At 61.5% G+C, this 12205-nt stretch carries 11 protein-coding genes and 1 riboswitch; of the genes, 6 read left to right on the top strand and 5 right to left on the bottom strand.

Features of this window, described 5'->3' with window-relative positions; all coding sequences use genetic code 11:
• The first annotated feature begins 188 nt into the window (after positions 1 to 188).
• On the top strand, positions 189 to 1193 hold the full coding sequence (locus EL255_RS18630; protein WP_042653189.1) for an OmpA family protein: 1005 nt from the start codon (positions 189 to 191) through the stop codon (positions 1191 to 1193).
• 374 nt (positions 1194 to 1567) lie between these two features.
• Positions 1568 to 2164, top strand: coding sequence for a Yip1 family protein (locus tag EL255_RS18625; RefSeq protein ID WP_042653188.1), 597 nt, complete (start codon positions 1568 to 1570; stop codon positions 2162 to 2164).
• A gap of 85 nt (positions 2165 to 2249) precedes the next feature.
• On the opposite strand, the gene EL255_RS18620 is transcribed toward EL255_RS18625, so the two are convergent.
• The 4 genes from EL255_RS18620 to treR form a co-directional block, all read right to left on the bottom strand.
• Positions 2250 to 2885, bottom strand: coding sequence for a sugar O-acetyltransferase (locus EL255_RS18620; protein WP_042653187.1), 636 nt, complete (start codon positions 2883 to 2885; stop codon positions 2250 to 2252).
• Positions 2886 to 2906: 21 nt separating this feature from the next.
• Entirely contained in the window at positions 2907 to 4568 is a 1662-nt protein-coding gene (gene treC, locus EL255_RS18615) for an alpha,alpha-phosphotrehalase (protein WP_042653186.1), read from the bottom strand.
• 91 nt (positions 4569 to 4659) lie between these two features.
• Entirely contained in the window at positions 4660 to 6084 is a 1425-nt protein-coding gene (gene treB / locus EL255_RS18610) for a PTS trehalose transporter subunit IIBC (protein WP_042653185.1), read from the bottom strand.
• Between the two features lie 191 nt (positions 6085 to 6275).
• Complete coding sequence (gene treR, locus EL255_RS18605; RefSeq protein WP_042653184.1) at positions 6276 to 7223, bottom strand: trehalose operon repressor TreR; 948 nt, start codon at positions 7221 to 7223, stop codon at positions 6276 to 6278.
• Positions 7224 to 7376: 153 nt separating this feature from the next.
• Here treR and EL255_RS18600 point away from each other — a divergent pair, with 153 nt between their 5' ends.
• The 3 genes from EL255_RS18600 (at position 7377) to ansB (ending at position 9928) form a co-directional block, all read left to right on the top strand.
• A complete protein-coding gene (locus tag EL255_RS18600; protein ID WP_042653183.1) occupies positions 7377 to 8327 on the top strand; it encodes an AEC family transporter in 951 nt (316 codons plus the stop codon).
• A 218-nt stretch (positions 8328 to 8545) separates the two neighbouring features.
• Positions 8546 to 8740, top strand: coding sequence for a heavy-metal-associated domain-containing protein (locus EL255_RS18595; RefSeq protein WP_042653182.1), 195 nt, complete (start codon positions 8546 to 8548; stop codon positions 8738 to 8740).
• Between the two features lie 129 nt (positions 8741 to 8869).
• Positions 8870 to 9928, top strand: a complete 1059-nt coding sequence (gene ansB / locus EL255_RS18590) for an L-asparaginase 2 (RefSeq protein ID WP_042653181.1) — start codon at positions 8870 to 8872, stop codon at positions 9926 to 9928.
• 100 nt (positions 9929 to 10028) lie between these two features.
• Here ansB and EL255_RS18585 read toward each other — a convergent pair whose 3' ends face one another.
• A complete protein-coding gene (locus EL255_RS18585; protein ID WP_042653318.1) occupies positions 10029 to 11015 on the bottom strand; it encodes a sodium:calcium antiporter in 987 nt (328 codons plus the stop codon).
• Positions 11016 to 11103: 88 nt separating this feature from the next.
• Positions 11104 to 11213: riboswitch (yybP-ykoY riboswitch) on the bottom strand.
• Between the two features lie 170 nt (positions 11214 to 11383).
• Between EL255_RS18585 and EL255_RS18580 the strand changes: the two genes are divergently transcribed.
• Positions 11384 to 11971 (top strand): superinfection exclusion B family protein, encoded by a 588-nt coding sequence (locus EL255_RS18580; protein WP_042653180.1) that lies wholly within the window; start codon positions 11384 to 11386, stop codon positions 11969 to 11971.
• Positions 11972 to 12205: the final 234 nt, after the last annotated feature.

Below are 12205 nucleotides of genomic sequence, written 5' to 3'. Positions count from 1 at the left end.
ATAAGAAGCCCGTTATTGAGTAAAAACGTTTTTCTGGTTAAAGCCGAGAAGTGCATGAAAAACAAACAGTAAAATGAGTGGTAAATAGTCTCTGCGCTTAAGGTCCTGTACATGATTTCGCCTATAGAATGGCGGCCATACATAACAAGGGCTGAACGCCCACCATTTAGCATTGATGAGGCTATACGATGAACTTACGACTGACTCCTGTCTGGATTGCACTGGCATTGGCAAGCACTGCAGCTCACGCTACCGACGACATCTATTTTGGTGCCGGTATCGGTGCCACCCACTTCAACGGCCTGAATAACGCGGCTGTCGAAGATGGTACCGAAGATGCGACTGCCACCAACCTCTTCATGGGTTACAACTTCAACGAAACCTTCGGTGCCGAACTGGGTTACCAGTACGCCGGCCGTGGCAGCACCGATGGCGAGCGCTATGAGAACCAGGGCGCCACCCTGTCCGGTATCGCCCGTCTGCCGCTGAGCGAAGATTTCTCCCTGTTCGGTGAAGCCGGTGCCTACTGGGCCCACACCGATGGTCTGGACAACAGTGACACCCGTGTCTCCCCGTTGGCCGGTATCGGTCTGACCTACAAGCTGAACGATGCGCTGGATCTGCAGGCGCGCTACCGCTACATGTGGGACGTGGCTGACCTGACCACCTCCACTGGCGAGCAGTACAAGTCCAACCAGAGTGTAGCGACGCTGGAAGCGGTATATCACCCGTTCCGCACCTCCTACGTTGAGCCTGTTGCTGCACCCGTCGTTGCAGAAGCGGCCCCTGTGGTTGTCGAGAAGAACTTTGCCCTGAACTCAGACGTGCTGTTTGCCTTTGGCAAGGCAGAACTGAAGCCGGAAGGGGTTGAAGCCCTGAACGGTCTGTATCAGCAAATCGTTGAATTCCAGCCGAAAGATGGCAGCGCCGTCGTTGTCGGTTACACCGACCGTATCGGTTCCGAGGCTTACAACCAGCAGCTGTCCGAGGCGCGTGCCCGCACCGTCGCAGACTTCCTGGTGAGCAAGGGTCTGGCCACCAGCAAGATCTCCATCGAAGGTCGTGGCGAAGCCGACCCGGTAACCGGCACCCAGTGCGATGGCATCACCGCCAAGGATCAGCTGGTCTCCTGCCTGTCCCCGGACCGTCGCGTCGAAGTCCGCGTCTCCGGCGTGCAGGAAGTACAGCAGTAATCTGACTCAGCTCAGATAATGCGAAGAGGGGATGCCATGGCATCCCCTTTTGCTTATCCGCAATGCAGAGCCGTGGCTGGCCAGGAAAGGTGGTTGTGACGAGCGGTTCGAGCGTTGCATTGTGGGCTGCAGCTCCGCATATCACCGCTGCAAGCCAAATCCCAGAGCGCAATTCAAGAGCCCGGCCGCAACGCCGGGCTTTTCTGTTTCTGTGGTTCCCGGTTCCTTCCTTGACGCCCGGGGAGGGGAGCAGCTTTATTTAAAGCTAGCCGTAGCGGTTGCAATGGACGGCCCGTCGAGCGATGCAACAATGATAGAGAGGAGCGCGAGCGGTATACGACGATTCACAATCCAAGCTGAAAAGGAATAACGCTATGATATTAAACCACTTATGGGGATTGTATGCCCATCCTCACACCGAATGGCATACCATAGACGAGGCGCACGACAGTTTCAGAAACAGTCTGACCCATATTCTTATCGTGGCCCTTATCCCGTCAGTCTGCGCCTATTACTCCGCCGTCCATATCGGCTGGAGCATAGGTGTAGGCGATCCCATCACCCTGACCTCGGACAGCGCCTTCATGCTGTCGGTGGCCATGTACGTGGCGCTGGTCATAGGGGTGTTTGCCCTGGCCTATCTGGCGCACTGGATGGGTCACACCTTCGGCTCCGACCCCAGTTACACGACGACACTCGAGCTGGCAGCCTATACCTCCACCCCGCTGTTCATGGTCGGGCTATCGGCCTTCTACCCCCATCTCTGGTTCGTCATGATCATCGGCCTCATCGGGCTCAGCTACTCCGTCTACCTGCTCTATGTCGGCGTCCCTATCCTGATGCACATTCCCAAGGAGCAGGGGTTCATCTATGCCAGCTCTGTGGTCACGGTCGGATTGGTGCTGCTGGTCTGCGTGCTGGCGACCACCGCCGTTCTGTGGGGCTCTGGCTTTGGTCCGGTGTTTACCTAGCGAGGCAGGGGCCTGCACCAGGTCCTTCATCGGAAATGACAAAGGCACCTCTATGGCGCCTTTGTCATCGTTCGATACAGGTTCACTACGCCTCCGCAGGGCCCATCACTGCCAGCTCCTCCGCCGTCATGGGCCTTAGCACCTTGCAGGGATTGCCGACGGCGACCACATTGGCCGGAATATCCCTGGTCACCACTGAGCCGGCGCCGATGACGCTGTTGTCGCCTATGGTGACGCCGGGGCAGATCACTGTGCTGCCGCCGATCCAGACGTTATCGCCGATCCGCACCGGCTTGCCGAACTCGACCCCGGCCACCCGTGGCACCACCGCGATCGGGTGGGCGGCGGTGTAGATCTGCACCCCGGGCGCCAGCAGCACGTTATCGCCGATATGCACCTCGCACACGTCGAGGATGGTGCAGTTGACGTTGGCGTAGAAGTTCTCACCCACAAAGATATTGGCGCCATAGTCGCAGAAGAAGGGCGGGTTGATGGCACAGGAAGCGCCGCGGCTGCCGAGCAACTCGCGCAGCAGGGCGTCCCGCTCGGGTTTCTCCTGCCAACAGGTGTTGAAGCTGTGATAGAGGAAGCGGCAGCGCTCGCGCGCAGCCTTGAGCTCGGGGTCAGCCGCATCATAGGGCTGCCCCGCCACCATCTTGTGCCATTCCTGGCCACGTTCTGGCTGTGGCTGAGTCCCCTGTTGCGACTGGGTTGTCACCATAGTCGTTGCCTCAGTCATCATCTACTCCACCAGCCAGATCAGGGATTCATAGGGCCGCAGCCGGCAAGACTGCAGTCGGGTCGGGCTGTCCGGGTAGTTGCCAAGCAGCAGGCGTCCCTCGCCGGCTTGCATCCCTTCGGGCAGGGCAAAGTCCGCTGGCTCGCCGTAGAAGTTGCTCACCACCAGCAGGCGTTGGCCATGCCAGCTGCGGCTATAGGCCCAGAGGCGCTCGTGGCCCGGCAGCAGCTCCTGATAATCCCCCTGAGTGAAGATGGGGTGCGCCTTGCGCAGGGCAATCAGATCCCGGTAGTGCCAGAACACCGAGTCGGCGTCGGCCAGCGCGGCCTCGGCATTGATCTCGGGGTAGTTGGCGGCGGGTTTGAGCCAGGGGGTGCCTTTGGTAAAACCGGCGTTGGTGGCGACGCTCCACTGCATGGGCGTGCGGGAGTTGTCCCGCGACTTGGCGCCGAGAATGGCGAGGATCTCCGCCTCTGGCACCCCTTCGCCCTGCTTGATGGCGAAGATGTTGCGACTCTCCACATCCTGATAGTCATGGATGCTGCCATAGCCGGGGTTGATCATGCCGATCTCCTCCCCCTGATAGATGTAGGGGGTGCCCTGCAGGCCGTGCAGCGTGCTGGCCAGCATCTTGGCGGCCGCCACTCTGTGCTCGCCCTCGTCGCCGAAGCGGGAGACGATGCGCGGCTGATCGTGGTTGCACCAGAACAGGGCCGACCAGGCCTTGCCGTGCATGCCGCTCTGCCAGTGGTTGAAGATGCGCTTGAGCTCGAGGAAATCGAACGGCGCCTTGGTCCACTTGTCACCGTTCGGGTAGTCGACCTTCAGATGATGGAAGTTGAACACCATGGAGAGCTCTGAGCCATCCAGCGCGCCGTAGCGCTGGCAGTGCGCCAGCGAGGTGGAGGACATCTCGCCCACCGTCATGGCGCCCACCGGGGCGAAGACATCGCGGCTGATATCCTGCAGGAATTCGTGAATGCGCGGCCCGTCGGTGTAGAAGCGGCGGCCATCGCCCAGGTCGTCGTTCGGGAAGGCCTGATCCTTGGAGATGAGGTTGATGACGTCGAGCCGGAAGCCATCGACCCCCTTGTCGGCCCAGAAGTGGATGACCTTCTTCACCTCGGCCCGCACCGCCGGATTCTCCCAGTTCAGATCCGCCTGCTCGCGGGCAAACAGGTGCAGATAATACTGGCCGGTAGCGGGGTCCAGCTCCCAGGCACTGCCGCCAAACTTGGACTGCCAGTTGTTGGGCACGCCGCCCGCCACAGGATCTTGCCAGATGTAGTAGTCGCGATAGGGACTGTGCTTATCCCCCATGGCGGATTTGAACCAGGCGTGCTCGGTGGAGGTGTGGTTCACCACTATATCCATCACGATGCGGATGCCGCGCTCGTGGGCCGCCGCCAGCAGCGCCTCGAAATCGGCCATGGTGCCGTAGGCGGGATCGATGGCCAGGTAGTCGGCGATGTCGTAGCCGTTGTCTATTTGGGGGGAGACGTAGACCGGGGTCAGCCAGAGGGCATCTATCCCTAAGGTCTTGAGGTAGTCGAGGCGGGCCATGATCCCCTTGAGATCGCCGGTGCCGCGGGCGCCGGAATCCTGAAAGCTCTTGGGGTAGATCTGGTAAATCACGGCACTCTGCCACCAGGGAGTCTGTTTCATGGTCGGGTCGCTCATCTTGTTGAAACGGGTAACGGATTGAAAAAGGGCGATAAAAATGGCGGAGCCTGAGCTCCGCCTCTGTGCCAGCCGCTTAGGCGGCAGACAGTTCCAGCTTGCCGGCCGCCTGCTGGCGTTTATAGACCAGCAGGGTCAGCGCCAGAGGCACCACTATGGCCACCAGCATGGCGACGGCATAGATGGCCCAGTATTGCGGCTGGATGGAGAGGATGCCCGGCAGGCCGCCGACCCCTATGCCATTGGCCATCACCCCGGCGAAGCCGCAGATGAGGGCCGCGCAGCTCGAGCCCACCATGGCGCACAGCATGGGGAACTTGTACTTGAGGTTGATGCCGTACATGGCCGGCTCGGTCACGCCGAGATAGGCTGAGATGGCGGCAGGTACCGAGATCTCCCGCTCGTTCTCCTTGCGGCTGATCAGGATGATGCCCACCACCGCGGACGCCTGGGCGATGTTGGACAGTGCGATCAGCGGCCAGATCGGGGTGCCGCCCATGCTCTGCATCAGCTGCAGGTCCACCGCGTTGGTGGTGTGGTGGATGCCGGTGATGACCAGGGGGGCGTAGAGGAAGCCAAACAGGGCCGCGCCTATGGGGGCGAAGGAGCCGGTCATGGCGGCCTTGGCGGCGAAGCCGACGCCTTCACCAATCCAGCGGCCGAAGGGGCCGATCAGGGTGTGGGCCAGGATCACCGCCAGCAGCAGGGAGATGAAGGGCACTATCACCAGGTAGAGATAGGCCGGGATGATACGCTTGAGGTTGGTCTCGATATAGGCGAGCGCCACCCCTGCCAGCAGGGCCGGAATGACCTGGGCCTGATAGCCCACCTTCTCGATGACGAACAGACCGAAGTCCCACACCTCGGGCACCTGCTGGCCGATGGCGTAGGCATTCATCAGCTGCGGCGAGACGAGCGTGATCCCCAGCACTATCCCCAGGATCTCGGAGCCCCCCATCTTCTTCACCGCGGACCAGCAGACGCCGACCGGCAGGAAGTGGAAGATCGCCTCACCCAGCAGCCAGAGGAAGGCGTGCACCTGGGCCCAGAACTGGCTGATCTCGGTGAGGGTCTTGCCATCGAACATCTTAATGTCGCCGATGACGTTGCGAAACCCTAAGATCAGACCGCCGGTGATGATGGCGGGCAGCAGCGGCACGAAGATCTCCGCCAGATGGGAGATGCCGCGCTCCAGCGGGTTCATGTTGTGGCGCGCCGCCTGCTTGGCGGCATCCTTGCTGGCACCGCTGACCCCGATCTCCTCGGTGAGCGCCTTGTACCACTGCTCCACCTCGTTGCCGATGACCACCTGGAACTGGCCGCCCTGGGTGAAGCTCCCCTTCACCGCCGGTATGGTCTCGATGGCCTTGGAGTCGGCCTTGGTAGGGTCATTGAGCACGAAGCGCAGCCGGGTCAGGCAATGGCTGACGGTGGCGATGTTCTCCTTGCCGCCGATCTTGTCGATAAGCTGGGCCAGATGTTGTGCGTTGATCTTGGACATGAGTCTTCCCTCTGTGACTCTATTGAGTTTGGTATGCATCACCCTGTAGGGCCAGCCTGCTGACCCAAGTGTTCTTGGTATAGTTCCTATTTAGCATGCTACCAATCGCTCCCGACAGAAATGGGAACGTTCCCATTTCGTGGTGAGAGTCACAGAATGTGCGAATTTCGCTCAGCAACGAGTGATGAGGCTCACAACAGCTGACAGGGGGCTATGGTGGCTTGCGGCGATCTGCCCTGCTCGATCTGACCGAGCAGCTGGCGTGCGGCTTGCTCCCCCGCGCCCTTGTAGCCGAGATCCAGGCTGAGGGCGTTGGGAAACAGGAAGCTGAGTAGGGGATTGTTGCCAAGGCCGGTCACCAGCACCTCGCCGCGGCCTTGCTCCTGCAGGTATTTGGCCGCGCCCATGGCGAGGGTGTCGCTGGCGCAGACCAGCGCCTGGGTGGTGGGGGTGAGCAGCTCGGCCGCCAGCCGGTAGCCGCTCTGCAGGCTGAGATCCCCGAGCGCGGAGCGCGGTGGGCGACCCTGCTCCCGGCAGTAGGCCAGATAGGCATCCAGCCGACGCTGACCGGTGGTGAGATCCGAGGCATCCACCCCGAGGTAGGCGATGTCGTGGGCGCCGCGTGCTTCCAGCTGTGCCAGCATGGTGCGCACCGCCCCCCCATCGTCGAAGCAGACCGAGGAGAAACCGGGGTATTCGCGGGCCACCAGCACCAACCTCTCTCGCAGCGGTGTCATGGCAGCATAGTCGAGATCGTTGAAGGCAAACAGGATGATGCCATCCACCCCGCGCCGCGCCAGCACGGCCAGGTGTTCGCTCACCTTGTCGGGGGAGAACTTGCTCTCCATCAGCACGGCGTCGTAGCCGCGGGCGTAGAGGGTCTCCAGCATGCCGCGCACCGCCTGGTTTTCCGAGCTGGAATCGAGCCGGGAGACGATGATGCCCACCACCTGCTGACTCTGGTTGCGCATGGCCCTGGCCGACTTGCTCGGCACGAAGCCGTGCAGGGCTATGACCTGCTCCACCCGCTCGCGGGTCTGTGGCTTGACCTTGGGATCCTGATTGAGCACCCGGGAGACGGTCGACTTGCCGACGCCACAGAGACGGGCGATGTCGAGGATGGTCAGTTTCTTTTCCATAGGTCGGGTGCTTTCCACATCAGGGCTGCAGGTCATTGCCCACATTGTTGTGATTAACCCCTGTGAATACAAGCCCATGGCGTTAGAATGGCGGCTCTTCCCCTCTCCATTCCGGCTGGCGGCCTGCCGCTCGCATCGCACAGGACGCGCATCATGGATCTGTTGGCAAGTCTGCACTTCTCCCTCTCCATCACGGGCCCCATCTGCATGGTGCTGCTGCTCGGGATCTGGCTCAAGCGCCTCGGTCTGTTGCCAGACAGCTTCGTCGAGTCCGCCTCGCGGCTGGTGTTCCAGGTCACCCTGCCGGCCCTGCTGTTCCTCAGCATGGTGCGCACCGACTTCTCCACCATGCCGAGTCCCTGGCTCATCCTCTACGGCTTGCTGGGCACGCTCGCCGCCTTCCTGGTGCTCGAGGCATTGGCGTCCCGTTTCATCGCGGAGCCGCGCCAGCGCGGCATCTTCGTACAGGGCAGCTTCCGCGGCAACATGGGGATCATGGGGCTGGCCTATGTGCAGAATGCCTATGGCCCAGAGGGGATCGGGGCCGCGGCGCTGCTGGTGGGGGCGGTGACGGTGCTCTACAACATTCTCGCTGTCATCACCCTCACCCGCAGCCTGGGGGGAGGGCGGGGGATCAGGCCGATCCTGAAGGGGATCGCCAAGAACCCGCTGATCATTGCCATACTCTCGGCGCTGCCCTTCGGCCTGCTCGGCATCGAATTGCCGCAACTGGTCATCACCACCGGCAACTACTTTGCCAACATGACCCTGCCGTTGGCGCTGCTGTGCACCGGTGCCAGCCTCAATCTAAAGGCCCTGCGCGGCGGTGCGACGCTGACCGGCTGGGCCACCGCCAACCGCCTGTTCTGTATTCCGGTGCTACTGGTGGTGGGGGCCTGGGCGCTCGGCTTCAGCACCCAGGCGCTCGGCATTCTGTTCCTGATCAGCTCCACGCCGACGGCGGCCGCCAGCTATGTGATGACCCGCGCCATGGGCGGCGACAGCGTGCTGGCCGCCAACATCATCGCCACCACCACGCTCGGTTCATTGATCAGTACCAGCCTGGGCGCCGCCCTGATGAACTACCTCGGGCTGATGGGCTAGCGAGGCATCCGATGACGGCGTGTTCGCCGTCAATATGTCATCGCCACCACCACCCTGGGCTCGCTGATCAGCACCAGCCTGGGTGCCGCCCTGATGAACTACTTGGGACTGATGGGATGACGGTGAATACAGGGCATGTTTATTGATGACGAGCGGGGCTTGACCTTGCCGCTAGCTGTAGCTTTAGGCTGAGATCACATCAACAGAGGAGACATCTCATGACCATAGAACTCAAAGTATCCGGCATGTCCTGCGGTGGCTGCGCCGCCAGTCTGCAGAAGGCCCTGCTGGCCCAGGGCGCCGTCAGCCAGGCCCGGGTCGACTTTGGCAGCAGCAAGGCCGTCATCGAGAGCGAGCTGAGCAAGGCCGAGTTGATCGCGCTGATCGAAGCCAAGGGGTTCAGTGCGGAGTGATTTATCCCTATATGGGTAAAAATCAGACCAATATTCTGTTTGCTTGTTTTTATTGTTGAGAGTGATCACTTAAAAACGATTCAAAATGGATGAAAATGCTGCAGTCAACTAACCCAAAAGGATTGCAGCATGACCCACCCTATCCGCAAGACCCTGCTCGCCGTCGTCCTCGGCATGACCCTCTCCCCCATGGCCATGGCTCTGCCCAGCGTGCACATCCTGGCGACGGGCGGCACCATTGCCGGGGCGGGACAGTCCGCGACCCAATCCAACTACGAGGCTGGCAAGGTCGCCATCGAGACGCTGATCGCCGCCGTGCCCGAGATGAAGAACATCGCCGCGGTGCAGGGGGAGCAGGTGGTCAAGATTGGCTCCCAGGACATGAACGACGAGGTGTGGCTCAAGCTGGCCAAACGGGTGAATGAACTGCTGGCCAAGGATGACGTGGATGGCATCGTCATCACCCACGGCACCGACACCATGGAGGAGACCGCCTACTTCCTCAACCTCACCGTCAAGAGCGACAAGCCGGTGGTGCTGGTCGGCGCCATGCGCCCCTCCACCGCCATGAGCGCCGACGGCCCGCTGAATCTGTACAACGCAGTGGTCACCGCCTCCGATCCCGAATCCAAGGGCCGTGGCGTCATGGTGGCCATGAACGACACCGTGCTGGACGCCCGTGACGTCACCAAGACCAACACCACAGGGGTGCAGACCTTTGCCGCCCCCAACTTCGGCCCGCTCGGTTACATCCACAACGGCAAGATCGACTACCAGCGCAGCCCGGCCCGCCTGCACACCAGCAAGACCCCGTTCGACGTGAGCAAGCTCGACAAGCTGCCGCAGGTGGGCATCGTCTACAACTACGCCAACGCCACCGATCTGCCCGCCAAAGCCATGGTGGATGCCAAGTTTGACGGCATCGTCAGCGCCGGCGTGGGCAACGGCAACCTCTACCACACCCTGTTCGATACCCTGGCCAAGGCGAGCAAGGATGGCATCCGGGTGGTGCGTTCCGCCCGCGTGCCGACCGGCGCCACCACCCTGGATGCCGAGATCGATGACGCCAAGTACGGCTTCGTGGCCGCCGGCACCCTGAACCCGCAGAAGGCGCGCATCCTGCTGATGCTCTCCCTGACCCAGAGCAAGGATCCGGCCCAGATCCAGCGCTGGTTCCAGCAGTTCTGATCCCGGGGCTCCGGGGCTGACATAACCCCATGAAAATAAACAAGGGCAGGATCTCATCCTGCCCTTTCTCATGGCGTCATGCTCACAAACCAGCGCGCCCTCAGCCCACCCCCAGCCAGCCACAGAAAGCGAGATAGACCAGCCCCACCCAGGCCAGCCTGGCCGCCGTCATCCTCCCCCGGCGAAAGCCCCACCACAGCAGCACCACCGCCAGCAGGGTCACCAGCGAGGAGACCAGCATGGTGCTGTCCAGCAGCCAGGGGGTGAACAGCAGGCAGAATGCCTTGGGAATGGTGCCCTGGATCATCATGGCGCCGGAGATGTTGGCCAGCGCCAGCCGGTTCTTGCCCTGGCGCACCCAGATCAGCACGTTCATCAGCTCCGGCATCTCGGTCGCCACCGGGCTCAGCAACAGGGCCGCCAAGGCGGGGGAGAGGCCGAGCAGTTCGCCCATGCTCTCCAGCTGATGAACAAAGAGTTGAGCCGCCAGCGTCACCGCCAGCAGCGCCCCCAGGGTCTGCAGCAACACCTTGCCCGGCGTCGGGATCCTGGCCCCGGGGTCCAGCTTGAGGGGGGCCGGCAACGAGACCTCGTGGCTGTCGGTCTGCCTCAGCTCACGCCGCACATAGACCAGATAGATCAGCACGAACAGCGGCGCCAGCCAGGCCTTGCCGTCGAAGCTCACCATGCCGAGCGCCACCGCCACCAGGAAGATGCCGGCAAACCAGAGTTGATCCCGGCCTGTCTCCCGTTGCACTGCCTCCTCGATGACCCTCTGCTCGGGGCTAAGGCAGAGCAGCAGGGTCAGGCCGACGGCGGCATAACCCAGGGTGGAGAGCACCAGCGGACCGCCGAGGGCGGCACCTATCCCTATCTGTTGCTGAGCAGAGGCATCCCCCATCAGCAGGGCGCTCAGGGTGACGATGCACTCCGGCAACGCCGTGCCGAGGGCGGCAAGCAGGGAGCCGGTGGCGCTCTGGGATAATTTGAGGTGATGACCGGTCCACTCGATGCCGTTGACGAAATATTCGCAGGCGAGATAGATGGTGACGGCGGAGAGCAGGAACAGCAGCAGGGTGATCGGCATGATGGGCAACCGCCAGGCGAGCAGAACAACCGATGGACCCGATACGGCTCGCCTGGCTGGCTAGCATATCGAGGCCAAAGGTCTTGCAGAGCGATAGATGCTATCGCCGCCCATGCCATGGACCGAAAGATCCAAGAATGTTGACATGAGCCCTGCCCGGATCACGGGCGGGTTGCTACTCCCCAATGACAGTGCAGGTTTTTTACCAACCCGGTGGCCGTCTCACAAGGGAAATTAATAATAATGGGATCAACAAGTTGTAAGGGGATGTAACGCCCGGTCTGTTTCCTTGCCCACCTTAGCTGCGCATTGGCACAGCGATTGCTATCAGCTGAGTACTGTCCACAATGCTCTGGGAAGGATGAACGATGAAACGGTGGATCCAACATTTCTATCAACTGAACCGCCTCAACTGGCTCATGGTCTGGTTGCTGCTCTGCTGCAGCATCATCTTGCTGTTTCCGGCCGGCCTGATGAAGGGGGCCGTCAGCCAGTGGGCCACGGTGCACGCCGCCTGGCTCGGGGTTGGCATGCTGATCGCCATCTCCTACTTCTGCAGCCAGGGTTTCCTGATCGCCTGGGAGTGGGCCTGTGACGAGTGGCAGTCCCGCCGTCAGCAGGGGCTGCTGGCCCAGATGATCGGCTTCCTCGATTTCAACGAGAAGGCGGTGCTGCGCGAGTTCGTGCTGCAGCGTAAAAGCGTCATAAACTTGCCGATCACCGAGCCCGCCGTCAAAAACCTGATGAATGCCGGGGTGCTGACCTATGCCTATGGCAAGCCGGTGCGGGAGAAAGAAGACGAGAACCAGATCCGCGCCCTGATGATCGCCCTGCCGGCGCGGCCGCTGCTCACCTACAAGGTGTTGGGGCTCTCCCGTGGCAAGATGAGCGACGAGCAGGTGGAGCAGATCATGAACGCCAGGCCCAAGTTCGCCCAGAAGAGCCTCCAGCGCTGAGTCGCCGTCATCCTTCAAATGAAAAGAGCCGGACAATGTCCGGCTCTTTGCTATCTGGCTGTTTTTATGCGGTTCTGGCTTTCAAGTAACCGGCGCAGATTGTTGGATCTGCCGTTATTCGGTTCTGGCCTTCAAGTAACCGGCGTAGATTGGCGGATCTGCCGTTATTCGGTTCTGGCCTTCAAGTAACCGGCACAGATTGACGGATCTGCCGTTACTCGGTTCTGGCCTTCA

This window comes from Aeromonas encheleia (assembly GCF_900637545.1).
GTDB classification, from domain to species: domain Bacteria; phylum Pseudomonadota; class Gammaproteobacteria; order Enterobacterales; family Aeromonadaceae; genus Aeromonas; species Aeromonas encheleia.
Note: the sequence above shows the minus strand (reverse complement) of the source record. Positions and strands in the feature narration are given on the sequence as shown.